General features: G+C 61.8%; 24 protein-coding genes and 1 tRNA gene. 15 read left to right on the top strand and 10 right to left on the bottom strand.

The window, feature by feature from the left end; translation table 11 throughout:
- Position 1: 1 nt before the first annotated feature.
- The gene (locus tag J5Y06_RS02980) at positions 2–988 is read left to right on the top strand and encodes a small ribosomal subunit Rsm22 family protein (RefSeq protein WP_209333612.1); all 987 of its coding nucleotides are present in this window, start codon (positions 2–4) and stop codon (positions 986–988) included.
- Here the strand turns inward: J5Y06_RS02980 and J5Y06_RS02975 are convergent.
- Positions 965–1,246 carry a hypothetical protein gene (locus tag J5Y06_RS02975; protein WP_209333611.1) on the bottom strand — a complete coding sequence of 94 codons (282 nt, stop codon included), beginning with the start codon at positions 1,244–1,246 and terminating at the stop codon, positions 965–967. The two genes, J5Y06_RS02980 and J5Y06_RS02975, sit on opposite strands and share 24 nt — an antisense overlap.
- Positions 1,247–1,371: 125 nt before the next feature.
- Here J5Y06_RS02975 and typA point away from each other — a divergent pair, with 125 nt between their 5' ends.
- Positions 1,372–3,192, top strand: a complete 1,821-nt coding sequence (gene typA / locus J5Y06_RS02970; protein WP_209333610.1) for a translational GTPase TypA — start codon at positions 1,372–1,374, stop codon at positions 3,190–3,192.
- A 307-nt stretch (positions 3,193–3,499) separates the two neighbouring features.
- On the opposite strand, the gene J5Y06_RS02965 is transcribed toward typA, so the two are convergent.
- From J5Y06_RS02965 to J5Y06_RS02950, 4 genes are all read right to left on the bottom strand, one after another.
- On the bottom strand, positions 3,500–4,861 hold the full coding sequence (locus J5Y06_RS02965; protein ID WP_209333609.1) for a vWA domain-containing protein: 1,362 nt from the start codon (positions 4,859–4,861) through the stop codon (positions 3,500–3,502).
- Positions 4,862–5,104: 243 nt separating this feature from the next.
- Positions 5,105–5,974: a transglutaminase-like domain-containing protein gene (locus J5Y06_RS02960; protein WP_209333608.1), complete on the bottom strand. Its 870-nt coding sequence runs from the start codon at positions 5,972–5,974 to the stop codon at positions 5,105–5,107.
- Positions 5,975–6,060: 86 nt separating this feature from the next.
- Positions 6,061–6,456, bottom strand: a complete 396-nt coding sequence (locus J5Y06_RS02955) for a GFA family protein (RefSeq protein WP_209333607.1) — start codon at positions 6,454–6,456, stop codon at positions 6,061–6,063.
- Between the two features lie 38 nt (positions 6,457–6,494).
- Entirely contained in the window at positions 6,495–6,785 is a 291-nt protein-coding gene (locus tag J5Y06_RS02950) for a YggT family protein (RefSeq protein ID WP_209333606.1), read from the bottom strand.
- A 133-nt stretch (positions 6,786–6,918) separates the two neighbouring features.
- Here J5Y06_RS02950 and J5Y06_RS02945 point away from each other — a divergent pair.
- Positions 6,919–6,994 (top strand) — tRNA-Ala (locus J5Y06_RS02945).
- 88 nt (positions 6,995–7,082) lie between these two features.
- On the opposite strand, the gene J5Y06_RS02940 is transcribed toward J5Y06_RS02945, so the two are convergent.
- Positions 7,083–8,753 carry a pilus assembly protein TadG-related protein gene (locus J5Y06_RS02940; RefSeq protein WP_209333605.1) on the bottom strand — a complete coding sequence of 557 codons (1,671 nt, stop codon included), beginning with the start codon at positions 8,751–8,753 and terminating at the stop codon, positions 7,083–7,085.
- 172 nt (positions 8,754–8,925) lie between these two features.
- A complete protein-coding gene (locus J5Y06_RS02935) occupies positions 8,926–9,522 on the bottom strand; it encodes a DUF2585 family protein (protein WP_209333604.1) in 597 nt (198 codons plus the stop codon).
- Between the two features lie 144 nt (positions 9,523–9,666).
- Between J5Y06_RS02935 and J5Y06_RS02930 the strand changes: the two genes are divergently transcribed.
- Genes J5Y06_RS02930 through J5Y06_RS02915 form a run of 4 tightly spaced genes read left to right on the top strand, consistent with a single transcriptional unit; the run spans position 9,667 to position 14,516 of the window.
- Entirely contained in the window at positions 9,667–10,947 is a 1,281-nt protein-coding gene (locus tag J5Y06_RS02930) for a glycosyltransferase (protein ID WP_209333603.1), read from the top strand.
- Positions 10,944–12,113 (top strand): lycopene beta-cyclase CrtY, encoded by a 1,170-nt coding sequence (gene crtY / locus J5Y06_RS02925; protein ID WP_209333602.1) that lies wholly within the window; start codon positions 10,944–10,946, stop codon positions 12,111–12,113. Before J5Y06_RS02930 ends, crtY begins: the two co-directional genes overlap by 4 nt.
- Complete coding sequence (locus J5Y06_RS02920; RefSeq protein ID WP_209333601.1) at positions 12,106–13,590, top strand: phytoene desaturase; 1,485 nt, start codon at positions 12,106–12,108, stop codon at positions 13,588–13,590. Before crtY ends, J5Y06_RS02920 begins: the two co-directional genes overlap by 8 nt.
- A complete protein-coding gene (locus J5Y06_RS02915) occupies positions 13,587–14,516 on the top strand; it encodes a phytoene/squalene synthase family protein (RefSeq protein ID WP_209333600.1) in 930 nt (309 codons plus the stop codon). The genes J5Y06_RS02920 and J5Y06_RS02915 overlap by 4 nt, the downstream gene beginning before the upstream one ends.
- A gap of 11 nt (positions 14,517–14,527) precedes the next feature.
- Here J5Y06_RS02915 and J5Y06_RS02910 read toward each other — a convergent pair whose 3' ends face one another.
- Entirely contained in the window at positions 14,528–15,469 is a 942-nt protein-coding gene (locus tag J5Y06_RS02910; RefSeq protein ID WP_209333599.1) for a polyprenyl synthetase family protein, read from the bottom strand.
- Between the two features lie 97 nt (positions 15,470–15,566).
- Here J5Y06_RS02910 and fni point away from each other — a divergent pair, with 97 nt between their 5' ends.
- On the top strand, positions 15,567–16,625 hold the full coding sequence (fni, locus tag J5Y06_RS02905) for a type 2 isopentenyl-diphosphate Delta-isomerase (RefSeq protein ID WP_209333598.1): 1,059 nt from the start codon (positions 15,567–15,569) through the stop codon (positions 16,623–16,625).
- Positions 16,622–17,137: a sterol desaturase family protein gene (locus J5Y06_RS02900; protein WP_209333597.1), complete on the top strand. Its 516-nt coding sequence runs from the start codon at positions 16,622–16,624 to the stop codon at positions 17,135–17,137. The genes fni and J5Y06_RS02900 overlap by 4 nt, the downstream gene beginning before the upstream one ends.
- Positions 17,138–17,176: 39 nt before the next feature.
- On the opposite strand, the gene J5Y06_RS02895 is transcribed toward J5Y06_RS02900, so the two are convergent.
- Positions 17,177–17,671 carry a YciE/YciF ferroxidase family protein gene (locus J5Y06_RS02895; protein WP_209333596.1) on the bottom strand — a complete coding sequence of 165 codons (495 nt, stop codon included), beginning with the start codon at positions 17,669–17,671 and terminating at the stop codon, positions 17,177–17,179.
- A 136-nt stretch (positions 17,672–17,807) separates the two neighbouring features.
- Here J5Y06_RS02895 and J5Y06_RS02890 point away from each other — a divergent pair, with 136 nt between their 5' ends.
- From J5Y06_RS02890 to J5Y06_RS02880, 3 genes are all read left to right on the top strand, one after another.
- On the top strand, positions 17,808–18,977 hold the full coding sequence (locus tag J5Y06_RS02890; protein ID WP_209333595.1) for a zinc-dependent alcohol dehydrogenase: 1,170 nt from the start codon (positions 17,808–17,810) through the stop codon (positions 18,975–18,977).
- A 9-nt stretch (positions 18,978–18,986) separates the two neighbouring features.
- On the top strand, positions 18,987–19,772 hold the full coding sequence (locus J5Y06_RS02885; protein WP_209333594.1) for an SDR family NAD(P)-dependent oxidoreductase: 786 nt from the start codon (positions 18,987–18,989) through the stop codon (positions 19,770–19,772).
- Between the two features lie 118 nt (positions 19,773–19,890).
- Entirely contained in the window at positions 19,891–21,678 is a 1,788-nt protein-coding gene (locus J5Y06_RS02880) for a YbhB/YbcL family Raf kinase inhibitor-like protein (protein WP_209333593.1), read from the top strand.
- A 71-nt stretch (positions 21,679–21,749) separates the two neighbouring features.
- Here J5Y06_RS02880 and J5Y06_RS02875 read toward each other — a convergent pair whose 3' ends face one another.
- Positions 21,750–22,268, bottom strand: coding sequence for a sigma-70 family RNA polymerase sigma factor (locus J5Y06_RS02875; RefSeq protein WP_209334341.1), 519 nt, complete (start codon positions 22,266–22,268; stop codon positions 21,750–21,752).
- A gap of 396 nt (positions 22,269–22,664) precedes the next feature.
- Between J5Y06_RS02875 and minC the strand changes: the two genes are divergently transcribed.
- The 3 genes from minC to minE are packed head-to-tail and all read left to right on the top strand — an operon-like array spanning position 22,665 to position 24,438.
- Positions 22,665–23,339, top strand: a complete 675-nt coding sequence (gene minC / locus J5Y06_RS02870) for a septum site-determining protein MinC (protein WP_209333592.1) — start codon at positions 22,665–22,667, stop codon at positions 23,337–23,339.
- 20 nt (positions 23,340–23,359) lie between these two features.
- Positions 23,360–24,175 carry a septum site-determining protein MinD gene (minD, locus tag J5Y06_RS02865; RefSeq protein ID WP_209333591.1) on the top strand — a complete coding sequence of 272 codons (816 nt, stop codon included), beginning with the start codon at positions 23,360–23,362 and terminating at the stop codon, positions 24,173–24,175.
- Positions 24,172–24,438 carry a cell division topological specificity factor MinE gene (gene minE / locus J5Y06_RS02860; protein WP_209333590.1) on the top strand — a complete coding sequence of 89 codons (267 nt, stop codon included), beginning with the start codon at positions 24,172–24,174 and terminating at the stop codon, positions 24,436–24,438. The genes minD and minE overlap by 4 nt, the downstream gene beginning before the upstream one ends.
- Positions 24,439–24,459: the final 21 nt, after the last annotated feature.

Genomic DNA, 24,459 nt, shown 5'->3' with positions numbered 1-24,459 from the left:
CATGGAGCTCCCGCCCCGGCTGCGCCAAGCGGTGGACACCGCACTGTCAGGCGTTCCGCTGGCCGACCTGCAACGCGCGTCCGAGCGCCTGACGCAGCGCTATCGTGGCGAGATACTCGATGGGCAGTTGCACCTTGGCGACCCCGTTGCCGCTTTGGCCTATGTGACGGCGCGGCTGCCCGCGACCTATGCAGCAGTGCGGGCAGCTCTGGAGCATGCCGCTGAACGGATGCCGGATTTCCGGCCAGGGAGCCTTCTCGACGTCGGGGCAGGCCCCGGAACGGCGATGTGGGCATCGGCCGATTGCTGGCCGAGCCTCGGTCAGGCGCTGTTGCTCGACGCCAGTCCGGCCATCCGGGCACTCGGCTCACGCTTCAGCGAAGCAAGCGGCCTTTCAACGGAATGGCGGGCCTTTGACATCGCTCGCGACACATTGCCGGACACCAGCTCGGATCTGGTGACGCTGGCCTATGTTCTCGATGAGCTTGCGCCCGCCGTGCAGCTTGCGCTGGTCGATCAGGCGTGGGCGCGAACAGCGGGACTGCTCGTGGTCGTGGAACCCGGCACGCCCGCCGGGTGGAAGCGCATTCTGGCCGCGCGTGACCGGTTGATTGCGGCTGACGCGACCCTCGTCGCCCCCTGCCCTCACGATGCACGATGTCCACTGGTGGAACCGGATTGGTGCCACTTTTCGCGGCGCGTTGCGCGCTCAAGCCTGCATCGCATGACGAAACGCGGCGCTGTGCCGTGGGAAGACGAGAAATACATCTACATCGCTGCGTCGCGACTGCCCGTGCAGCAACCTGCGGCGCGCATTCTCACCCCGCCGCGCGAAAGCTCAGGCAAGGTCGGGCTAAAACTGTGCTGTGCGGATGGGTTTGCGCGCGAGCGCCTGGTCACCCGACGCGAAGGCGCGGTATATAAGGAAGCGCGCCGCACGGATTGGGGCGACGCGCTGGCGCACTCAGTTGTTGAGCGAGATGTTTGAGGGCTGCGGCGCGGTTTCGCGCTGCAGGCAGGCGGCCGGAATATAGGGCCAGGTCGCCTTGTCGCAATCGGCGCTCTTGGGCGCAGCAGCGGCGCGAACGACTCGGATCGTATCGCCCCCGTCAGCAGGCGCCTTTGCGGCTGACAGAGTAGGGGAGGCCGCACCTGCCGGGAAAGCCGTGGCGGCAAGAGCGGCAGTGAGAATCAAGGTGGAAAGGCTGAGCGTCTTCATGGCGAAAAAACGGCCGAGCCGCCCCATGGTTCCCTCTCGTTGCCGCTGACCCCTTTCGCATCTGCGAAAAATCGGGTAAGAGCGCCCCAAATCCGAGCGCAATACCGTTTTTCGGGCGCTTTTCGCGCGCGCCAACTCCCGAGAGCCTCTTTATGAACCTTCGTAATATCGCGATCATCGCGCACGTTGACCATGGCAAAACAACGCTTGTCGATGAACTGCTGAAGCAGTCCGGCTCTTTCCGTGAGAACCAGCGCGTCGCCGAGCGCATGATGGACTCCAACGACATCGAAAAGGAACGTGGCATCACGATCCTTGCCAAGGCGACCTCGGTTGTCTGGAAGGACACGCGCATCAACATCGTCGATACGCCAGGCCACGCCGATTTCGGCGGTGAGGTCGAACGCATCCTGTCGATGGTGGACGGCGCGATCGTGCTGGTTGATGCCGCCGAAGGCCCGATGCCGCAAACCAAATTCGTGGTCGGCAAGGCGCTCAAAGTCGGCCTGAAGCCGATCGTTGCCATCAACAAGATCGACCGGCCCGATGGCCGCCACGAGGAAGTGGTGAACGAGGTTTTCGACCTGTTCGCCAATCTCGACGCCACGGACGAGCAGCTCGATTTCCCGATCCTCTACGGCTCAGGCCGCAACGGCTGGATGGCGCTGAAGCCGGAAGGTCCCCAGGACCAGGGTCTCGCTCCCTTGTTCGACCTCGTGCTGCAGCATGTGCCGGCGCCGACGGTGGGCGAAGGTCCGTTCCGCATGATCGGCACGATCCTCGAAGCAGACCCTTTCCTTGGCCGCATTATCACTGGCCGCATCCACTCCGGCACGATCAAGCCGAACCAGGCCGTCAAGGTTCTGGCGCAGGACGGTACCGTTCTTGAAAACGGCCGCCTTTCCAAGATCCTTGCCTTCCGCGGCATCGAGCGCCAGGCGATCGACGAAGCACAGGCAGGCGATATCATCGCCATCGCCGGCCTCCAGAAGGGCACGGTAGCCGACACGTTCTGCGATCCCTCGGTCAGCCAGCCGCTGGAAGCGCAGCCAATCGATCCGCCGACCGTCACCATGTCCTTTATCGTCAATGACAGCCCGCTGGCCGGTACCGAAGGCGACAAGGTCACGAGCCGCGTCATCCGCGACCGCCTGTTCAAGGAAGCGGAAGGCAACGTCGCGCTGAAGATCGAAGAATCGACGGAAAAGGACTCCTTCTTCGTATCGGGTCGCGGCGAGTTGCAGCTGGCGGTTCTGATCGAGAACATGCGCCGCGAGGGCTTCGAGCTTTCGATTTCCCGTCCGCGCGTCGTGATGAAGGACGGCGAAAACGGCGAGAAGCTGGAGCCGGTCGAGGAAGTCGTCATCGACGTCGATGAGGAATATTCCGGGACGGTCGTGCAGAAGATGAGCGAGCGCAAGGCCGAGATGGTCGAGTTGCGCCCGTCCGGCGGCAACCGCGTGCGCATGGTGTTCTACGCGCCGACCCGTGGTTTGATCGGGTATCAGTCAGAGCTTCTAACGGATACCCGCGGCACGGCAATCATGAACCGCCTGTTCCACGCTTATCAGCCCTACAAAGGCGAGATCGCCGGCCGCAACAACGGCGTTCTGATCTCCAACGACCAGGGCGAGTCGGTTGCCTTCGCCATGTGGAACCTGGAAGACCGCGGCCCGATGATCATCGACGCCGGCGTGAAGGTTTATCAGGGCATGCTGATCGGCATCCATTCCCGCGACAACGATCTCGAAGTGAACGTGCTCAAGGGCAAGAAGCTCACCAACATTCGCGCCGCCGGCAAGGATGAAGCCGTGAAGCTGACGCCGCCGATCCGCATGACGCTTGAGCGCGCTTTGTCCTGGATCCAGGACGACGAACTGGTGGAAGTGACGCCGAAGTCGATCCGCCTTCGCAAGCTTTACCTCGACCCGAACGAACGCAAGCGCTTCGAGAAATCGGCAAAGACAGCCTGATCCTATCTGAGCCTAACTAAAAACCGGTTGACGCAAGGTCAGCCGGTTTTCTCTTGCGTACCAGGCAGATCGGTCCCACATTCCCGCTTGTGTTCAACAAATTGGAAGGAGGTGATCGAATGTCGAGTGATTTCGTTTCTCGTTGCGTGGTCTCGACGGATCGTCTCTGCGGGGAGCAGCCTTCCCGCTAAGGCGTGACGCGCGGACGAGCGCTGGATAGCGCCCGGGGAAAAGACCGCGCCACGGACGAAACACGAAAGCCGCTTCGCTCAGGCGAAGCGGCTTTTTCGTTGTCAGCCTCCCGCAATCAGCGGGTGAGAGCAAGGCGCTCCACGTTGCGCGCGATCGTCTGGAAGGCGTCGTCCAGCTCCTGTCCATTGGCTGCCTCAAAGTAATGCCGTGTCTTGCCGCTGTCGGCGGAGGCGCAATCGCGCAGCGTGTCCTTGGCGTCACTCGTGAGGGCGAAGCCGATGGTGAAGATTTCGATGCCCTGCTCTTTCATGGCCGCGCAAAGCGCCTTTGCCGTTTGCTTGGAACGGCGGGCGGGGCCGCTGTTCGGGTTGTCGACAAACACGTCGTCGTCCTCCTTCGCCCCGCTATATTCAACGTTGAACAATCCGTCGGTCATCAGAATTGCGATCTTGCCCGTCTTCTTCGTATCGTACGCCGATGGCTGGGCAGGTTGTAGCAGCACGCTGTTCCACTTGCTGGACAGGAGGTACCAGCTCCATTGGATGCCGATGTGGCCGGCAGTAGTTCCTGCTGCCTCGAATTTTCTAATGGATTTCTTGAGGCTTGCGCTATCAGTCGTCAGCGGAACGATCGCCACTGACGGGCACTCGGCACCGGCACGGGACTTGGAGAAGAAGTCGCGGTTCACCATCGCCACGTCCGGACCGACATCGCTCAAGGCATAGTGGCCCTTGCGCTCGGTTGCACAGGTGCCTTCCGAAGCTGTGTTGCTGACGAGGCGTGGTGCGCGGTTGCTCGGCGCGCCCCGGCGGTCTCCGAGGCTTCGCTCCACGAACACCGAGCTCGGCGCAAGCCTGCCAGCGTTGACTGCGGTGGAATATGGCACCATTGCCATGCGGATCCGCTCCTTCTTCTTGTCCTGCATGGAAAAGAAGGTATCCACGGCGTTCGAAGCAGCAACCTTTAGATCTCGAAGCTTGTTTTTCTCAGCCATGGAGCCGGTGACATCCAGCATCATCACGACTTCGATCTTCTTGTCTGAGTAAACGGCGGCCGAGCTGACCTCGATATGCTGGGTATTTCCAGACTGGAACACGGGAAACAGCATGGCGAGATCCACGGTCGCCGTGGCGCTGACGGTTCTGGCTGTGTCGTCGATGGTGAGGTTCGTGAGCTGAACGTCTCGCCCGCGCAGCATAGAGTTCTGCGCATTGGTGGCCAGGAAGGCGCGGACCAGGTCCGGGGCCTCCTCCTTGGTCGTATCCCCGAGCGTGATGCCGCGGGCTGTGGAAGTCACGGCCGTGTCGAGCGAGGCCAGCAGCGCCGACTTCGCGCTATAGATCTGCCCCACATTGACGGCGTAGCCGAGGCCCAGCAGCAACATGGCGCTGGCGCCGGCAAAGGCGACGGCGAAGGTGCCGCCCTTGTGTGCGGAAAAGGCCCGACAGGTTTTGGCGAATGTCTTGAAGGTAACCATCTGCAACCGCGCTCCTCGTTTGATGAGCACTGTGCAGATTGGCTGCCACAAAACCGGCTAGGCGCGCCAAGCGGCGTTGAGCCAAGCTAAGCCCTTGATCCGATTAGGCTGGTTGGTTGATGACGGTTAGCGAACCGTAAAGATCGCGTTGCGAATCAGGCTGCCGGGATCGCAACTGCCGGGACCTGCCTGATCCACTGGGGCACAGCCGTTAACGCCTGCGCCCCAAAACGGGACATCGCCTCAGGCCGCTTCCAGTTCCGGAACATGCATGCTGCTGTCTGCCAAGATGGCACGAGCTTCTTCCGGAGCAAGCTCGTCCGTCCAAACCTTGAACGTCGTCAGGCGATGCGGCCCGAAGGTGTGGATCAGCGGCACATCCGTTGCATCCCGGCCATAGGCCACCACCACGCGACCCATGCGCGGGATGTTGTGGCGGGCGTCGAACGTATACCAGCCACCTTCCAGATAAGCCTCGAACCAGGCGGAAAAATCCATCGGTGCCGGATCACGCGGCACGCCGATGTCGCCCAGGTAACCATTCACATAGCGCGCCGGGATGTTCATGCAGCGGCAAAGCGTAATCGCTAGATGCGCAAAGTCGCGGCAAACCCCGACCCGCTCGTCATAGGCCTGCCCGGCCGTCCGCGTGGAGCGCGCATAAGAATAGCCAAACGAAATACGATCATGCACGTAATCACAAATCGCCTGCACACGCTGCCAGCCGGGCTCCACCTGGCCGAACAGGTTCCACGCGGCGTCCATCATCAGGTCAGTGTCGCAGTAGCGGCTTCCCAGCATGTAGACCATGACATCGTCCGGGAGTTCGGCAATGGGAACTTCGCGGATCAACGGATTGACCAGTTCATAATCGCCGCTGTCGGCGATCACCGCATCATAGCGAAGCGTGAGATCGCCGGCTGGTGCGGTGAAGCGGCGGCATAGATTGCCTAACTGGTCGGGGTAGAGTGTCGAGGGCGTGTCAGGCGTCAGTTGGGGCCGATGCTCGCGCACCAGATCCACCCGTCGCTCCGGGCGCACTTCCAGTGCTGAGATGATGGGAGTAGGCATGGGACATTGGATGCCCAGCTCGTAGCCGATGCGAATAAGCATGTCGTTTGTCCGCGGATCAAGATTATGATCAACGTCGGACGCGACCTGGACGTTCCAAGCTTTTGCTAAAATTGCAGCGAACCGACTTACTCGTCTTCGAAGCGGCCGTGACCGCGATCACGTTCGTATTGCCGCTTCAACGGGAAAGGCGGCAGCCAGCTTTCCCGCCTGACGGTCCAAAGCTCGTAGGTCGGCTGGAACTGGTCCGGAACATCGAAGGCACCGAGGCTGAGTTCGATCTCCATTGGGTCGAATTGGCCGAACACCGAACTGCCACACTGCGGGCAAAAGGATCGGTCGCGAAACGTCCGAACCTCGCCGTGGATCGTCACGGCCTCGGCAGGGTAGATGGCGGAGCCATGAAACAGCGCTCCATGATGCTTTCGGCAATCCAGGCAATGGCAAAGGCCGACCCGATTAGGCCGGCCAACCGCGGTGAAGCGGACATCGCCGCAAAGGCATCCGCCGGTGAAACGCTCCACTTGCCACTCCTTCGCGCCTGACGGCGCACAGGATGCGATCAAATCAGCGCGGGTGCAACGCTGGTGAGAAGGAACGTGCGAATAAAGAAGATGATGATCAAAAGCACGATCGGCGACAGATCGATGCCGCCGAGATCCGGCAGAAAGCGGCGGATCGGCGCCAGAAGCGGCTCCGTGACACGAAACAGCATGGTGCCGATCGTGTTGACGATCTGGTTGCGCGAATTCACGACATTGAAAGCGTAAAGCCAGGAAAACACGGCCGAAAGGATGATGACCCACCAAAGGAGATCAAGCACGAGAACGAGGGTCTGGATCAAAGCAATCATGCCGGTCTCCTGTTGGGCGAGCGAGATGTAGCCATTGCCCCCGTTGCGAACAAGCCTCCCCGCAGTCAGCACTCCGCGAGCGCTGCTTGACAGGTTCTTTGGGCGAGCCCTAGATGCCGGCTGTCGGTGGATCGGGGCTGTAGCTCAGCTGGGAGAGCGCGTCGTTCGCAATGACGAGGTCAGGGGTTCGATCCCCCTCAGCTCCACCAGTTCCCAGCGAAATGACCGGGCGACAATCGCCCGGCCTGCTTTTCGCTCGATGCCTTATGTTTGCTCATCCCGAGCCTTGGACGTCGATCACTGCGTGAGGCGCAGCACCGACATGTTGGCACCGATGCGGGCGAACACGGCCTGAAGCGCAGTTGTGTTATCGGCCATGAAGAAGTTGGTGGGCTGCGTCGCGCATTTCTTGAACATGTTCTGCACGCCTTGATCTTTTTCGTTGTAAACAACCGTGAAGATCTGGATGCCCGTCTTCTTCACCGCTTCGCATAGCTGCAGCGTCCACTCGTTCTGCTTGGTTTCCGCCTTGCCCTGATCCGTGGTGCCACCGATGCGTTCCGAGGCAAGGAAGCCATACGAGCTGTAATCGGACTTGTTGATCGTGTTCTTTCCGCCATAAGCGACGTTGCGTCCGTCAGTCATCAGAACGATGTATTTCGTGACGTCGCCAAACTGGAGCGCTTCAGCCTGCGGGAAGGGGGCGTTCGGCGTCAGCATGCGCCAGCCCCATGCAAGACCCTCGGGAATGTTGGTGCCCGAACCATTCCAGAACTGCATGGCATCGATGCCCGCCCGGATCTTGGACAAGTCGGTGGTGAGCGGCGTCACCGGCGTCGGGCACGACCGATTGGGGCCACGCGTGACGCCCTTGGCTTCTTGAATGGTCTTCACGTCGGGACGCACATATTTCAGCGTGGAGCGCTGCACGAGCGAGTCGGCGCCTGTGATGGCGTCGTTCAGCCAGGAATTGTTGAACGTGTTAGCATCATTGCCGCCCGCCGAGGTTGAGACGCCGGGCTCGTCGGGTGCGAAATAAGGTACAAACAAGGTGTCGGGCTTCGCCGCCGACGGTGCATCAACCGAAAGGTTGTACGGACTGGGGCGGGCTTCCACGCACCCTTTCCAGGTGGTTCCGGACAGCGCGAACAGTTTGCTCGCATGTGGGTAAACCTTCGCGTCCGCACGCTTCTGGCACGCTTCGCGTTTTTCGATCGCCGGCTGCCCTTCACCCTGGTTGTTGCAGGCCTGATCAACGCCGTTGATCTCATCGGCATAGTTGTCGGGAAGGGCGGCAAGCCGCTCGCCATTTCTGCGAGCCTCGCGCAAGGCTGGATTCAAGAACGTCCAGCCGTTGTAAAGCGACTTCCCGTCCTTATCGATCCAGCTTTCGTCGAACCCATCAGCCTTGATGTTGACGGCCGTGACGAACGGCACCAGGCTCATGTGAATATCGGTGCGGTCGCCGGCGCTGCTTTCCACCGCGCTGACAAGAGCATGTGACGCTTTCTTCAGCGCGTCGATGCCGGCCTGGCCCATGGATCCCGTGTTGTCGAGCACAAGCGAAACCGCAATGTTCTTGGTCGCCTGATAGGCTGACGCCTTCACCGTCACGGCGTGCTGGCCCATCTGGTGGAGGAAGATCAGGTCCACGTCGGCGGTCGCCGTGCCGGTCAGCTCAACCTCGTTCAGCGTGTCCCTGATCGCCAGATCCAGCTTCGAAATCCTAAGATCGCCGCCTGAATTCGTTCTAAGAACTTGTTCGAAGACCTGACGGCGCTGAGCGTCGTTGTGCGGCATCTTGGCAGCCGCAAGAACAGCAGCATCCGCTGACTGCTGAAGTACGGAACGGGCGTCCGTCAGTCTGGAATAATCAATAGCCATCCCGACGCCGCCAACCAGCGCAGGAAGCATCACGGCTGCAGAAAGAGCGATGTTTCCGCTCTTCGACTTCAGAAAATCAATCATGGATGTGCCCCCAAGTCTGAGGCACAACTTAGCCGACACCGATTAAAAAACGTCTTACGGATACTTGCAGTTTAAAGCGGTTCTGCTTTCCTTGTTGTTTGGTTTTTGTTCACCAAACCGGTGGCGGTCGTCCTGGATGCAAGAGAGATGCGCCTTTTCTCCACCGGCACGGTCAAGGTGAAACCAAGGATCCGGCAAACCGCAGCGTGCCGACCGCCAGGCTGTCCCCGATCGCGGCATAGGTCGCAACGTCCAGAACAACAGCCAGCACGATCGTTGTAAAACGCGGCAGCGACAACGCGACCCCAAACCCCGCAAGCACGAAGATCGTGTCGAACATCGAGTTGAGGATCGTGTCTCCGGTGTAATGTTCGCCATGTGCCATGTTGGCGAAGGCGGCCACGATCCAGGGCGTGTTTTCGGCGATCTCCCAGCCGGCGCTGAAGGCTGCGGCTGCAACGAGCTTCCAGCCAAACGGCCATTTCGGCGAGGTCCAAATCATCACGGCGGCAAATCCCATGCCGGCGATCAGGTGCGAAATGGAGTACCAGTCAGCGACATGTTGCGAGTTTTCTTCGCCCGTCGATGCCTGCAGCCACAGTTTGACACCGCAGGGGCAGATCAGGCTCCGGCCGAAAAGATGGAGCAGCAGAGCCTTCACCAGCACGATCGCGAGGATGACGCCGATGTAAACAGCCCATGTTGCTGGCTTCGGGATGAACTTCTTCCGGCGGCGAACGGCTCCGGCGGTTTCTGCGAGCGACTTCAACAAGGCGGGTCCGGAACTTTTCGCAACGGCTAATATATGGGTGCCGATCACAGCTTTGACAGCGCCCTGTAGGACATCTAGGCGATTTGCATGATGCGCCTATGTCCTGCATAACTCTTCCGAAGCAGCAGGATCGCGGCCCCATTGCGCATCGCGTTCTTTTCCCCTCCCTTCTTCAGCCATCTCGACGTCATGGGTGCCATTGCAGGGGAGCTTTCAAAGCTCGGCCATGAATGCGTTCTCGTTGGACATCCGCGCCTCGCCGACAAGTTGCCGAAAGGGCTTCAGCTTGCCGCGCTGGATGAAAGCGCCTGTGCCTGGACCCCGGAAAGTGTCGTCACGCATGCGCGGTCGCCGGATCTCGTGTTTGGAATACGCCGCACCATCCGCGACATGGCAGCGATGACGCATGACCTTTGCCGGCAGGCGCCGGCCATGCTGCGGGCGCTTCAGGTCGATGGGATCGTCTGCGACCAGATGGAAGCAGCCGGCAGCCTTGTGGCGGAACATCTCCGCCTGCCCTTTGTTGCGGTGGCCGCCGCCGTGCCGATCAACCGTGAACCGCTGGTGCCGCTTCCGGTTCTTCCTTTCAGCTTCGACCAAGGCGAGCAGGCGCTCCACCGCAACCGCATCGCCGCGCGCATCGCCGATTGGATGACGGCCGCGCATCACAACGTCATTGCGCAGGAAGCGGAACGGCTCGGCTGCACGCGCAAGCAGACGTTGAGCGACTGCCTCTCGCCCCTGGCGCAGATCTCCCAGCTGACCGCGGACTTGGACCTCCCGCGTCAGGCGCTGCCCCCCTCCTTTCATTATGTTGGGCCCTTGCGGACTGGGCCGGCGCCTGCGCAAGGCGCGACCTTGCCGCCGCTCGATTCCAAATGGCCCTTCGTGTTTGCCTCACTCGGAACCTTGCAGGGGCATCGGCTTGGCTTGTGGCACAAGATTGCGAAGGCCTGCCGCCGCCTCCACCTGCAACTGCTGGTGGCCCATTGCGGCGGGTTGACCGACGCTCAGGCCGCAACGATTGACGCCGATTTCGTGGTGGATCGCGTTTCGCAAAGCGAGGCAATGCAGCGGGCGGACCTCGTGATCACCCACGGCGGCGTCAACACCGTGCTCGACGCCATCACCGCAAAGGTGCCGATGCTGTGCATCCCGCTTGCCTTCGATCAGCCGGGCATGGCGGCGCGGGTGAAGCGGTGCGGGGTTGGCGAGGGGGTCCCCGCGCGCGCCGGTTCGCGCCGCATCGAAACCGCGCTCCGGGCCCTCCTCCAGAACAAGTCGGCCTTCCAGGCTGCCATGCAGCCGCTGGCGGAAGAGATGCGTACCGGCGGGGGCGCAGCACGGGCCGCCGCGATCATCGAAGCAGCGATCACAACGCGCGCTCCCGTGATACGGGCGACAGAACGGCTCGCTGCATGAAAACGGCCGATCTCCTCCTTGTCGGCGGCGGCCTTGCCAGCGGCTTGCTGGCGCTGCGCCTGAAAGAAGCAAAGCCGGCGCTGAAGGTTGTCATCCTCGAAAAGGATGCGCGGCTTGGCGGCAACCACACCTGGTCCTTCCACGACAACGACTTGTCGGGGGAGCAGCGGAAGTTCCTGCATCCGATGGTGGCGCACCATTGGCCCCATCAAAGCGTCCGCTTTCCTGGCCTGGAGCGTACGCTGTCCGCCGGCTATAACAGCATTCCTTCTGGGCGCTTCCACGATGTGCTGACGAAGGCGCTCGGCGAGGATCAGATCCGCTTCAACGCCCCGGTGCGCGAGATCGCTGCCACCTCCGTTCGGCTAGACGACGGCACCGAACTGGAGGCTGGCGCAGTGGTCGACGCGAGCGGCTTCAAGCCGGATCCGGCCCTTCGAATCCGCTTCCAGTCCTTTCTCGGTCTCGAACTGCGGATTGCTGGCGGGCATGGGCTGGCTATGCCGGTGATCATGGATGCCACGACGCCACAGGATAGCGGCTATCGTTTCACGTACCTCCTTCCCTTCTCGGCCGACGCGGTGCTGGTGGAAGACACGGGTTATCTCGACGATGCGGCGCTCGATATTGCCGGCCTCGAACGGAGGATCGCCGACTACTGCTCTGGCCGCAACTGGACCGTGCAGGAGGTTGTGCGCCGCGAGCAGGGTGTTTTGCCGATCGCGCTTGCCGGCGATCCCGCACACCGGAACCGGCAGCATGCGGCGCCGCAGATCGGCCTCGCTGGCGCGTTTTTTCATCCGACCACCGGCTATTCGCTTCCGGACGCAGTTCGCGTGGCCGATGTGGTGGCCGCGCTTGACCAACTTACCCCCGATGCCCTGCGACAGCGGATCGACACCTTGTCCGCTGCCCTATGGCGGGATCGGCGCTTCTTCCGCGCCCTCAACCGCATGCTGTTTCTGGCTGGCCGGCCAGAAGATCGCTGGCGGGTAATGCAGCGCTTTTATCGCTTGCCGCAGCCGCTCATCGAGCGTTTCTATGCCGGGTCGCTGACGCCGCTCGACAAGCTGCGCATCTTGAGCGGCAAGCCGCCCGTGCCGGTGGGCGAAGCCCTTCGCGCCCTCATTCAAACTCCAGCCGAGGACACACGCATCCATGCCTGACATGCGCAAAGCAGCCGTGATCGGCTCCGGTTTCGGCGGGTTGGCGCTGGCCATCCGCCTGCAAAGTGCGGGCATCCAGACCACGATTTTCGAAAAGCGCGACAAGCCTGGGGGGCGCGCCTACGTTTATGAAGACCAGGGCTTTGTGTTCGACGCCGGTCCCACTGTCATTACCGATCCGAACTGCATCCGTGAGCTGTTCGAGCTCAGCGGCCGGCGGATGGAAGATTATGCCGAGCTTCTTCCCGTCACACCGTTTTACCGGCTCGCCTGGGAAGACGGCTCCACCTTCGACTACCTTGACGACCAGCATGCGCTCGACGAGCAGATCCGCGCCCGCAACCCCGCCGACGTGGACGGCTACAAACGCTTCCTTGCTTATTCACACGAGCTTTACCGCGAAGGCTACGAGAAGCTGGGCGCGGTGCCTTTCCTGAATATCCGCAGCATGATTGCAGTTGCACCTCAGCTGACGAAGTTACAGGCTTGGCGCAGCGTGTATGCGGTGGTGGCCCGCTTCATTCAGGATGAGCATCTCCGCCAGGTGTTTTCGTTTCATTCGCTGCTGGTGGGCGGCAATCCGTTTTCGACCTCCGCGATTTACGCCCTGATCCACGCGCTGGAACGCAAGGGCGGCGTGTGGTTTGCCCGCGGCGGTACCGGAGCTCTGGTGCAGGGGCTGGTGCGGCTTTTCCGCGATCTCGGCGGTGAGTTGCGGTTCAATGCGCCGGTGGACGAAATCGTGTTCGACGGAAACAAGGCTCGGGCGGTTCTGTCCGGGGGCAACAGGCTGGACGTCGATCTGGTGGCCTCCAACGCCGATGTCGTTCACACCTATGGGAAGCTGATGGGCAACCACGCGCGCGGCCAGAAGCGCGGCGCACAGCTCGCTGCCAAGCGGCACTCGATGTCCTTGTTCGTGATCTATTTCGGCTTGAACAAGATCCACGATCAACTGGCACATCACACGGTCTGCTTCGGGCCCCGCTACCGTCCCTTGATCAACGAGATCTTTTCTGGTCCGAAGCTCGCCACCGATTTCTCGTTGTATCTTCATGCGCCGTCCGTCACCGATCCATCACTGGCACCTTCCGGCAGCGGGAGCTATTACGTGCTGGCGCCCGTTCCCCATCTCGGGAGCGCGGAGATCGACTGGAACACGGAAGGGCCGCTTTATCGCGACCGGATCCTCGATTACCTTGAACAGCGCTACATGCCGGGCCTCCGCTCCCAGCTTGTCACCGTCCGGCACTTCACGCCGTTCGACTTCCGTGACGAACTCAACGCCCATCTGGGCTCTGCTTTTTCGCTGGAGCCGATCCTCACCCAGAGCGCCTGGTTCAGGCCGCATAACCGCGATGATGTCATCCAGAACCTTTATTTCGTGGGCGCCGGCACCCACCCAGGCGCTGGTGTGCCAGGCGTGATCGGTTCGGCCAAGGCCACCGCGCAACTGATGATCCAGCCGGCCGGATGACGGACGCCACGCAAGCCTACGCCGACCAGGCGATTGCACGTGGCTCGCAGAGCTTCGCGGCGGCGTCACGGTTGTTTGACGAAGCCACGCGCCGCGATGTGGCAAAGCTTTATGCCTGGTGCCGCTATTGCGACGACGTCGTGGACGGGCAGGTGCTCGGCCATGGTCAGTCGGCGGGCGTGGGCGACCCGCAAGAGCGGCTAACCGCCCTACGCCGATCGACCTCGGCTGCCCTTAGCGGCGAAACCAGCGATCATCCGGCTTTCGCGGCCCTGGCCGAGGTTGCGCACCGGTATGGCATCGTGCCGGCGCTTCCCGCAGCCCATCTCGACGGGTTCCAGGCCGATGCCGAAGGCAAGTGCTACCAGACGCTCGATGACCTGCTCGGTTACTGCTACGGCGTCGCCGGCGTGGTGGGGATCATGATGGCGCAGATCATGGGCGTGCGCGATCCGCTTGTTCTGGACCGTGCCTGCGACCTTGGCCTTGCCTTCCAGCTCACCAACATCGCGCGCGACATCGTTGAAGATGCCGAAAACGACCGCGTTTACCTGCCGCTGAGCTGGCTTGCCGAAGAAGGCATCGCTTCCGAAACGATGGCGGCGCCGCAACACCGCGCAGGGCTTGCGCGATTGGCCGAGCGGCTGGTTGCGGCCGCCGAGCCCTTTTACGCCTCTGCCCAACAGGGGCTGCCGGCGCTTCCCCTGCGCGCGGCCTGGGCTATTGCCACGGCGCTCCTGGTGTACCGGGCGATCGGCCTAAAGGTGGTGGCAAAGAGAGAGGCTGCCTGGGATATCCGTGTGCGCACCACCAAGCGCGACAAGATCGGCTTCACCGCGCGGGGTGCCGCTATGGCTGTTGGGTCGCGGCGCGGCGGCGGGACCTCGCCACGCTCACCGGACCTTTGGCAGCGCCCCTTGATCTGACCGGATCGGGTTCAGGCCAGAAGGCCTGGCAAAAGTGCACCGCTGGTGGACGGGTTGCTCCGGAGATCGTCCGGGTCGCCAAAAAGGAAATTGGTGAAAGCCAGCAAGCGAGGGGCGCCGCCCGGAACGCGCTCCAGGGCAGCCACGGCGTTCGAAAGATGGCTGTGAACCTGCGCCATCAGGGCTTCGCTGGTGGATTGCTGGGCGGCGATCGTCTTGCCATGGTCCATGCCGTTGTTCTTGCCCATCCGTTCTGGATCACCAGCAACATCAAGCAGGTCGTCGAACAACTGGAAGGCGCGGCCAAGTTCCACGCCGAACACGCCTAGCGCCTGTTGGCTCGAAGGCGATGCGTTGGCAAGAATGCCCGCCATGCGCATGGCCGCCACGAAAAGAGCGCCAGTTTTTCGATCGTTGAGGTCCTGAATACTTTCCCCCGGGCGCCCTGCGGTGCGAAGATCCGAAAACTGGCCGGAAACCAGGCCGTTCATGCCGACGGCCTGCGCCAGCACCCCCGCTAAGTCGCTTTTCTGGTCGCCGGTGAGATCCGGAAGACGGCTCGGCAAGGCGAATGCATCGCTCAACAAGGCAATCGACGCCAGGATAGCAACGTCTTCGCCATAGCGGATATGGATGGTCGGCTGGCCGCGGCGCGTCAGCGCATCATCCATGCAAGGCAGATCGTCGAGCAGCAAGGACGCGGTGTGGATCAGCTCGATGGCACAGCCCGCATGCAGCGACACGTCCGAAACGAAGCCGAGGTCGCGGGCGGCAAGGTCGACCATCATCGGACGCAGCCGCTTGCCGGAGCTCAGAACACTTTCCCGAACAGCCGTGCGCAAAACCGGCTCGTTGGGATGGGCGGAGCCGACCAGCGCCACCAGGTGCCGTTCGATACGCACCTTCAGGTGCTCCAACTCCTCCCGAGCCGAGTCACGGGGCTGCTTCAGCATCAGGCCTCCTCCGGGTGCGCCAACTTCCTCCAAAAGGACTGGCATCCGGCGTACAATGCAATACCTATCTCGATCAACTCGAAGTAGGAGCGGATGAATGGATGCCAAGGCAGCGCCGCCTTCGGGTTTGTTGTCGCGGAAGGACAGCCATTTGGATCTCGTTCTGGCGGGAGCGGGGGTTGTTTCGGCCCGGACCGGCTTCGACGACATCCGCTTCGTGCACTGCGCCCTGCCCGAGATCGCTCTGGCGGATATCGATCTGTCCACACGCTGGCTTGGGTACGACCTCTCTGCCCCGTTGATGATCAGTTCGATGACGGGCGGTGCCGTCCGCGCCGAGCAGATCAACCACAATCTTGCCGTGGCTGCGCAGGCGCTGGGAATACCCTTTGCGGTGGGGTCGCAGCGCGTGGCCCTTGAAGGCGGCAGCAACAGCGGCTTGTCCCAGCGGCTGCGCGATTTCCTCCCGTCCGTTCCGCTGCTTTCCAACATCGGCGCCGCGCAACTCCTTGGCCCTCAAGGCTTTGACCAGGCGCGGCGCGTGGTGGAAGCGATCGGCGCCGATGCGCTGATCGTCCACCTGAACCCGCTTCAGGAAGCACTGCAACCGGGCGGGGACACCAATTGGCGCGGTGTTCTCGACTCGATCAACCGGCTCAGCGCAGGCCTTCAGGTCCCGGTTGTCGCCAAGGAAGTGGGAGCCGGTTTGTCCCCGCAGGTCGTGCGACGCCTGGTGGAGGCGGGGGTGCAGGCGGTCGATGTGGCGGGCGCCGGCGGCACAAGCTGGGCGGCCATCGAAGGGCATCGGGGGCAAACGGATCGGCATCGTCGGGTTGCACAGCCCTTTGCGGATTGGGGCATCCCCACTGCCGAGGCAGTGGCGCAGGCACGAGCCGCTGCACCACACATTTTTTTGATCGGGTCCGGCGGCATTCGCACAGGGCTCGACGCCGCGAAGGCCATTCGTCTCGGGGCCGATCTCATTGGCCAGGCCGCCTACGTCCTCGAAACCGCCTTGATCTCGCCGGAAGCTGTTATCGAGGCGTTTGAGATCACGGTGGAACAGCTGCGCGTGGCGTGCTTTTGCACCGGCTCTCAGGATCTGGCGAGCCTGCGGCGCGCGCCGATGCAGAGCACACGAGGAGACCTTCGATGAACCCCTTTGTGGCCGCCCTTTTGGTTATCGGCACCGTGGTGCTGATGGAACTGGGCGCTTATGCGCTTCATCGCTGGGTGATGCACGGATGGGGTTGGGGCTGGCACAAGTCCCACCACGAAGACCATGATCACGTCTTCGAGAAAAACGATCTTTATGCCCTCGTATTCGCCGGCATCTCGATCGGGCTGTTTGCGTTGGGCACATGGGTGCCGCTTCTGACGTGGATCGCGCTCGGGGTTACGATCTATGGCGCGCTCTACTTCGTCTTCCACGATGGGCTGGTTCACCAGCGCTGGCTGTTCAAGAAGCCGCCGCGCAAGGGTTATCTCAAGCGCTTGTACCAGGCGCACCGCTTGCATCATGCGGTGGACGGCAAGGAAGGCGCCGTATCGTTCGGCTTTCTATATGCGCCGCCGGTGGACGTCCTGAAAAAGGACCTTTCCGAGAGACGGAGTGCGCTTCGCGATGATACCGGCGACGCGCAGCCACCCTCGCGAAACCTGCATTAAGGGGGCGGGCGGGAGCCATCTCCCGCCCGCCGGCAGCCATCAAGCCGCAATGGCTTCCTTGTTGACCTTCTCCGCCGCCTGGTTGAGCAGTTCGTCGGTCTGGCTTTCTTCCTGGAGCGTTTCATCGAGAAGCTTGGCAGCATCATTCATGCCCAGCTGTTCGGCCCAACGCTTCAGCGTACCATAACGGGTGATCTCGTAGTGCTCGATCGCCTGGGCACTGGAAACGATGCCGGCATCAAGAGCAGGCATGCCCTTGTACTCGTCCATGATCTCCTCGCCTTCCGAGATGATGCCTTCGATCGCATCGCAGGTCTTGCCCGAGGCCCGCTTGCCAATGATCTCGAAGACCTGCTGCAGGCGTTCGATCTGGCCTTCCGTTTGTTCCTTGTGCTTCTCGAAAGCGTCCTTGAGCTCCTGCGACTGCGCGGCGCGCGCCATCTTCGGCAGGTTCTTCAGGATCTTGCGTTCGGCGTAATAGATGTCTTTCAGCGTGTCGTAGAAAAGATCGTTGAGCGTTTTTTCCTTGGCCACTGCGCTTTCTCCTGTTGAGGGGTCGCGTCACAAACTTCGACCCCGCCGCAAGGTTCCGTTCGCCGGCCGTGACCTTTCCGTCCGGAACCACTGACGACAACGGAGATTGAAAGGGGACAGCACAAGGAGACAGCGCATGAAGGCCCTCACCTGGCATGGCAAACACGATATCCGTTGCGAAACGGTGCCGGATCCGAAGCTTGAGGATTCGCGAGATGCCATCATCAAGGTAACGGCCTGCGCGATCTGCGGCTCGGACCTGCACCTTTACAACGGTGTCATTCCCGACATGCACAGCTGCGACGTCGTCGGCCATGAGGCGATGGGCGAAGTGGTTGAGGTGGGCAAGGATGCCGGCGACCTGAAAGTCGGCGACCGCGTCGTCGTCCCCTTCACCATTTCCTGCGGCGAATGCTTCTTTTGCAAGCGCGGCTTTTATTCTGGCTGCGAGCGCTCCAACCCGAGCCGCAGCAAGGCCATGGAGCTTTGGGGCAATTCCCCTGCCGGCCTGTTCGGCTATTCGCATCTGCTGGGCGGCTATGCCGGCGGCCAGGCCGAATATCTGCGCGTCCCCTACGCCGACGTCGGTCCCGTGAAGGTGCCGGACGGCATGACCGACGAACAGGCGCTTTTCCTGTCCGACATTTTTCCAACGGGCTACATGGCCGCTGACTTCTGCAACATTCAGCCGGGCGACACGATCGCGATCTGGGGTTGCGGTCCGGTGGGCCAGATGGCGATCCGCAGCGCGTTCCTTTTGGGCGCCGAACGGGTGATCGCAATCGACACGGTTCCTGAGCGTCTTGAAATGGCGCGCTCGGCCGGCGCCCAAACGCTCGATTTCGCTCAAGATGACATCTACGAGCGCATCATCGACATGACCAAGGGTCGGGGTGCGGATGCGTGCATCGACGCCGTTGGAACCGAGCCGCTGATCAGTTCAGGGCTCGATGCGGTGATTGACCGCGTCAAGGTCGCGACTTTCCTTGGCACGGACCGCCCGCATGTGCTGCGTCAGGCGATCCATTGCTGCCGCAACTTTGGCACGGTGTCGGTTGTTGGCGTTTACGGCGGTTTCCTCGACAAGATCCCGTTCGGCTCGGCCATCAACCGCGGCCTTACCTTCAAGATGGCCCAAACGCCGGTGCAGGCTTACCTGCCGCAATTGCTGAAGCGCATCGAGAATGGCGACATTGATCCGTCGTTCGTGATCACCCATCGCGCCAGCCTCGAAGAAGGCCCCGCTCTCTACGACACATTCAACAACAAGCAGGACGGCTGCATCAAAGTCGTTCTCAAGCCTTAAGGACCTCACATGGCAGGCAAGAAACTCGCTGTTGTCACCGGCGCATCCACCGGGATCGGGCTGGAGCTCGCCAAGATCTGCGCCAACGACGGCTATGACCTGATCGTTGTTGCGGATGAAGCGGAAATCGAAAGCGCCGCAGACCAGCTCCGCCCATCCGGAAACGACGTGAAGGCTGTTCAGGCCGATCTGGCAACGATCAATGGGGTCGACCAGCTCTACCAAGCCGTGAAGGCGGGCGGCCGGCCGGTGGACATTCTGATGGCCAATGCCGGCCGCGGTCTAGGTCACGCCTTCCTGGACCAGGATTTCACCGACATCCGCCATGTCGTGGATACCAACATCACCGGCACGATCTATCTTGTGCACAAGATCGGGCGCGACATGCGTAGCGCCAACCACGGCAAGATCCTGTTCACGGGCTCGATCGCAGGCTTCATGCCGGGCGCGTTCCAGGCAGTCTACAACGGCACCAAGGCCTTCGTGGACAGCTTTGCCTTTGCGTTGCGCAACGAACTTCAGGACACGGCCGTCACCGTTACCTGCTTGATGCCGGGACCAACGGATACGGAATTCTTCGAACGCGCCGACATGCTCGATACATCCGTTGGGCAGGGCAAAAAGGACGATCCGGCTATGGTGGCGCGCACGGGCTACGATGCCATGATGCGCGGTGATGGCGACACGGTCAGCGGCTGGAAAAACAAGATCCAGTCTGCCATCGCGACAGTCACGCCTTCAGGCATGCTGGCCGAGCAGCACCGCAAGATGGCGGAACCCGGCTCAGGAAACTGACCCCTCATCAAAAAGGCCCGGCAGCGATGCCGGACCTTTTCCGTCGCTAGCGCGGGTGGGCACGCGTTGCCAACGCCAACCAGACCCCTCGCAAGCACTGTTTATCGGAGACAACAAGATGCCTAAGCCGACGATGCGAACCCTTGCACTGACCACATCTTTGTTAGCCCTTGTGGGCACAGCTTCCGCTCAACCACAGGGCAAGGTCGGGCAATACTCCGACGTGACGATCCAGGGCACGATCCTTGAGCCGGAGAAACTTACGGTTCCCGGCGACGCAGAACTCCAGAACATGCTTAAGGCGCCGGACGGCTTCCAAGTAACGGTCTTCGCGCGCGACCTCGTGAACCCGCGCATGTTGGCGGTGGGGCCGAAAGACCGGCTTTACGCCACCCGCAGAACAGTCGGCGACGTGATCCTCGTCGAGGACGGTGATGGTGACGGCGAAGCGGACACCACCCGCACGGTAGCGAGCCGTGACGGCATGCACGGGATCGCTTTCGACGGGAACCAAGTGTTCCTCGTGACGGTGAACGACGTCTACGTTGCCGACGTCGAAGATGACGGCAGCTTCAGCCCGCTACGCCGCATCATTAACGATCTGCCGGACGCCGGGCAGCATCCGAACCGCACGATTGCGATCGGTCCGGACGACATGCTTTACATTTCGGTGGGCAGCACCTGTAACGCCTGCGCTGAAAGCAATCCCGAAAATGCCACCATGCTTCGCGCCAAGAAGGATGGATCGTCCCGCACCATCTTGGCCAAGGGCCTGCGCAACACGATCGGCTTCGATTGGCAGCCTGGAACAGGCGATCTTTACGGCATCGACCATGGCATCGACTGGCTCGGAGACGAGGCGCAGATCGAGGAGGTCAATCTGATCGAGAAGGGCAAGGATTATGGCTGGCCCTACATCTACGGCATGGGTGAAATCAACCCGCAGGACAACCCGCCGGAAGGCGTGTCTCTCGAACAACTTGCCCGCGAAACCGAGAAGCCCTTGGCGGGATATACGCCGCACAGCGCGCCCATGCAGATGGCGTTCTACAAGGGCGCAGCCTTTCCAGAGGAATACCGCGGCGACGCCTTTATCGCCATGCGCGGTTCATGGAACCGCCGTCCGCCGAGCGGCTACGAAGTCGCACGGGTCCGTTTCGAGAATGATCGTCCGGTGGCGGTCGAACCCTTCGTCACCGGCTTCCTCAATGAAGGCGAGAACGGCTTCGGTTATCTTGGCCGCCTTGCCGGACTGACGGTGGCGCCGGATGGCTCCATGTTTGTGTCCGATGACAGCAACGGCGTGATTTACCGCATTGCCTACACCGGTGATCAAGCCGCCGCTCAAGAGGCTCAACCGGTGCCAAACAGCTTCCCGGAGCCGACACCGTCCGAGCTGGCGAATGCCATTCTGGAACCCTCGCAGTCCGAAGCTCTGGAGGTGACCGCCAGCTTTCCGCGGGATGAAGCGATACCCGTGACGTTCGCTGCCGATGGCGACAATGCATCGCCTGCGGTGGAATGGAGCGATGCGCCCGATGGCGCCAAGTCCTTCGTCCTGCTCGCGGAAGATCCGGATGCGGCGCAGCCGAAGCCGTTCGTACATTGGATCGTCTACGACATCCCGGCCGACGTGACCAAGCTACGCGAAGGCATGCCGACTGACGTGGTGATTCCGGACATGCCGGATGTGAAGCAAGGAACGAACAGCAGGGGCAGCACCGGCTATTTCGGCCCGAAGCCGCCCGTGGGCGATCCTGCGCACCACTACCACTTCCAAGTCTTTGCCCTGTCCGTACCGTCGCTGGAACTTGACCCCGGCGCCAAGCGGGATGCGGTAATCGAGGCCATGAAGGGCAAGGTGGTCGCACAAGGCGAGATCGTCGGCACCTTTGCCCGCGACTGAAACGAAAGCCGCTGCGGCGATTCCCCGCCGGGCGGCTTTCATTCTTCGATCAGCTCAACTTGGCTGCTTGTTCAATTGGGCGAAACGCCGGGATCAACGAGCGGAGAGGAGCGTTCAATGGCCGCTTCCGGCGTGGTCTCTCCCAGAAGTTCAAGAAGCGACTGCCGTGCGCGGTTCATCCGGCTCTTGATTGTCCCGATGGCGCAATTGCAGATCCGCGCCGATTCCTCGTAGCTCACCCCAAGCACACCGACGAGGATCAGAACTTCGCGCTGTTGTTCCGGCAATGCAGCGATGGCCCGTTCGATTTCCGCACCGCGCAACGACCACTCCTGGGTCGCTTCTCCTGACGGATAGCTGGAGATGCAGTCGGCACCACCCGGCTGCTCGCGCTTTGCGCGCCGCGTCCGCGTGTAGAAGGTGTTGCGCATGATCGTGAACAGCCACGACTTCAGCTTGGTGCCGGGCTGAAACTGGTTGATGCTGGCAATCGCCTTGACGAGGGTCTCTTGAACCAGATCGTCGGCTTCATCTGGACGACTGCAGAAAGTGCGAGCGAAAGCCCGAAGCGCCGGAATGAGATCGACCATCTCGGCGGACATGTTGGCTTGGCTGCTTGATGAGACCGTGATCGCCCGCTCCGGCAACTGGTCAGGGAGTAGGCCATCGCTCCGAGAGGTTTCCATTGGCACTCCTTTGTAGCCCAACCCTGACCGCCAAGTGCCCCCCTCGCCATCACATAAGTTACGGCAGGGCGAGAAAACGCCAAGAGGCTGAGCGCCTCGAAGCAAGACGATGGTCGCCGCCAGCTACGGGCAAGCCGCCGCTGTCAATGTCGCTGCTTAACAGCTTGTTAACCAGCCGGCGCCTAGGGTTAACTGTTCATTAAGGACCTGCCTGCCTTGCACTGCGCACCCGAACCGGAAGCCGAGCTTCCTGCCCCTCCTGCCAAAAGAAAGTCGATCCGCTTTCCCGCGCGATCCTTCATGGCCTTCGCACTGGCTCCCGAAGCGCCGCTGGACGAGTGGTTCGGCGGGCTGGATGATTGGACTGCGAATTCACCGGGCTTTTTTGCGGGTCGGCCGGTGGTGCTGGACCTCAACCTTTTGAAGCCGAACGACGCAGAGATCGCCGAGCTGGTAGCGGAATTTAGCCGCCGCGGTATCCGGATCTACGCCATCGACGAAGCGGGCCGCGAAGATCTCGATCCAAGCCTGCCACCTTTGCTGAAGGGCGCGCGTCCTGTCACGGTCGATGTGCCCCGAGCGGACGACAAGCCCGCGCCGGAACCGGAAGCCGTCGTGACTGAAGAGCCGGAAGATCTGGAAGCTGCCAACACGCTGATCCTTGACCAGCCGGTGCGCTCCGGCCAGTCGATCTACCATCCGGAAGGCGACATCGTCGTGCTCGGATCCGTGGCTTCGGGATCAGAAGTGATCGCCGGCGGATCCGTTCACATCTACGGCACTTTGCGCGGCCGCGCCTTTGCCGGCGCCAATGGCAAGGAAGACGCGCGCATCTTTTGCCGCCGCAACGAGGCCGAGCTTCTGTCCGTGGACGGCTGGTACCGCACCGCCGAAGACATGGAAGCCACGCATATCGGGCGGCCGATCCAAGCTTATCTCGAGGGTGGCGTGGTTTGCGTCACGACCCTCAACTGAACCCGACGGGAGACACGGAAATGGGGAAGGTAGTGGTTGTTACCTCCGGCAAGGGAGGCGTGGGCAAAACAACGTCGACGGCCGCGTTGGGGGCGGCGTTGGCATCAACCGGCTTGAAGGTGGTGTTGATCGATTTCGACGTCGGTTTGCGCAATCTCGACCTGGTCATGGGTGCCGAGCGCCGTGTCGTTTTCGATCTGGTCAACGTCACCCAGGGCCAGGCCAAGCTCACGCAGGCGTTGATCCGCGACAAGCGCCTCGAGTCGCTTTATCTCCTGCCGGCCTCTCAAACGCGCGACAAGGACGCGCTGACGGAAGAAGGCGTGGCCAAGGTCATCGCGCCGCTGCGCGCCAAGTTCGATTATGTGCTGTGCGACAGCCCGGCCGGCATCGAGCGCGGCGCCCAGCTCGCCATGCGCTTTGCCGATGAAGCTGTAATCGTGACCAACCCGGAAGTTTCTTCGGTTCGCGATTCCGACCGCATCATCGGGCTGCTCGACTCGCGCACGCTCAAGGCCGAACGGGGTGAAGAAGTGAAGAAGCATGTTCTCGTGACGCGCTACGACCCTGCCCGGGCCGCACGCGGCGAGATGCTCAACATCGACGACGTTCTGGAGATCCTCTCGACGCCGCTGCTCGGCATCGTTCCGGAAAGCCAGGCCGTTCTGCGCGCATCCAACCTTGGGTCGCCAGTGACTGTGAACGAGCCGTCCAATATCGCGGCAAAAGCCTACTTCGAGGCAGCCAAGCGGCTGCAAGGTGAAACGGTGCCGATGGTGCTGCCAACAGACAAGCGCGGCCTCCTCGACCGACTGCTCGGAAGGAAAGCGGCATGAGCATGTTCGACATCTTCAAGCGGCGCGGCAGCGCGCCGGTTGCCCGTGAGCGCCTCCAGCTCCTGCTGGCCTATGAGCGCAAAAGCCGCAACCAGCCCGATCTGGTTGGCAAGCTGCGCGAGGAGATCATGGCCGTGATCGCGCGCCACATCCAGATCGACCATGACGACGTGCATGTGCGGATGGATCGCGGCGACACGACCTCCACGTTGGAGATCGATATCCAGATCCCGAATGCCCGTTCGGCGGCGCTTGCGGTTTAGCCCCGCCGTTTTAACCTTAAA

The sequence above is a fragment of the Tianweitania sediminis genome (assembly GCF_017813335.1).
GTDB lineage: Bacteria > Pseudomonadota > Alphaproteobacteria > Rhizobiales > Rhizobiaceae > Tianweitania > Tianweitania sediminis.
The sequence above is the reverse complement of the archived record's forward strand: the minus strand, read 5'-3'. Positions and strand labels throughout refer to the sequence as shown.

Excerpts from the sequence above, each read along its gene's own strand:
- J5Y06_RS02980 (WP_209333612.1), top strand. The coding sequence starts at position 2 with ATGGAGCTCCCGCCCCGGCTGCGCCAAGCGGTGGACACCGCACTGTCA.
- J5Y06_RS02975 (WP_209333611.1), bottom strand. The coding sequence starts at position 1,246 with ATGGGGCGGCTCGGCCGTTTTTTCGCCATGAAGACGCTCAGCCTTTCC.
- typA (WP_209333610.1), top strand. The coding sequence starts at position 1,372 with ATGAACCTTCGTAATATCGCGATCATCGCGCACGTTGACCATGGCAAA.
- J5Y06_RS02965 (WP_209333609.1), bottom strand. The coding sequence starts at position 4,861 with ATGGTTACCTTCAAGACATTCGCCAAAACCTGTCGGGCCTTTTCCGCA.
- J5Y06_RS02960 (WP_209333608.1), bottom strand. The coding sequence starts at position 5,974 with ATGCTTATTCGCATCGGCTACGAGCTGGGCATCCAATGTCCCATGCCT.
- J5Y06_RS02950 (WP_209333606.1), bottom strand. The coding sequence starts at position 6,785 with ATGATTGCTTTGATCCAGACCCTCGTTCTCGTGCTTGATCTCCTTTGG.
- J5Y06_RS02940 (WP_209333605.1), bottom strand. The coding sequence starts at position 8,753 with ATGATTGATTTTCTGAAGTCGAAGAGCGGAAACATCGCTCTTTCTGCA.
- crtY (WP_209333602.1), top strand. The coding sequence starts at position 10,944 with ATGAAAACGGCCGATCTCCTCCTTGTCGGCGGCGGCCTTGCCAGCGGC.
- J5Y06_RS02920 (WP_209333601.1), top strand. The coding sequence starts at position 12,106 with ATGCCTGACATGCGCAAAGCAGCCGTGATCGGCTCCGGTTTCGGCGGG.
- J5Y06_RS02915 (WP_209333600.1), top strand. The coding sequence starts at position 13,587 with ATGACGGACGCCACGCAAGCCTACGCCGACCAGGCGATTGCACGTGGC.
- J5Y06_RS02910 (WP_209333599.1), bottom strand. The coding sequence starts at position 15,469 with ATGCTGAAGCAGCCCCGTGACTCGGCTCGGGAGGAGTTGGAGCACCTG.
- fni (WP_209333598.1), top strand. The coding sequence starts at position 15,567 with ATGGATGCCAAGGCAGCGCCGCCTTCGGGTTTGTTGTCGCGGAAGGAC.
- J5Y06_RS02900 (WP_209333597.1), top strand. The coding sequence starts at position 16,622 with ATGAACCCCTTTGTGGCCGCCCTTTTGGTTATCGGCACCGTGGTGCTG.
- J5Y06_RS02890 (WP_209333595.1), top strand. The coding sequence starts at position 17,808 with ATGAAGGCCCTCACCTGGCATGGCAAACACGATATCCGTTGCGAAACG.
- J5Y06_RS02885 (WP_209333594.1), top strand. The coding sequence starts at position 18,987 with ATGGCAGGCAAGAAACTCGCTGTTGTCACCGGCGCATCCACCGGGATC.
- J5Y06_RS02880 (WP_209333593.1), top strand. The coding sequence starts at position 19,891 with ATGCCTAAGCCGACGATGCGAACCCTTGCACTGACCACATCTTTGTTA.
- J5Y06_RS02875 (WP_209334341.1), bottom strand. The coding sequence starts at position 22,268 with ATGGTCGATCTCATTCCGGCGCTTCGGGCTTTCGCTCGCACTTTCTGC.
- minC (WP_209333592.1), top strand. The coding sequence starts at position 22,665 with ATGGCCTTCGCACTGGCTCCCGAAGCGCCGCTGGACGAGTGGTTCGGC.
- minD (WP_209333591.1), top strand. The coding sequence starts at position 23,360 with ATGGGGAAGGTAGTGGTTGTTACCTCCGGCAAGGGAGGCGTGGGCAAA.
- minE (WP_209333590.1), top strand. The coding sequence starts at position 24,172 with ATGAGCATGTTCGACATCTTCAAGCGGCGCGGCAGCGCGCCGGTTGCC.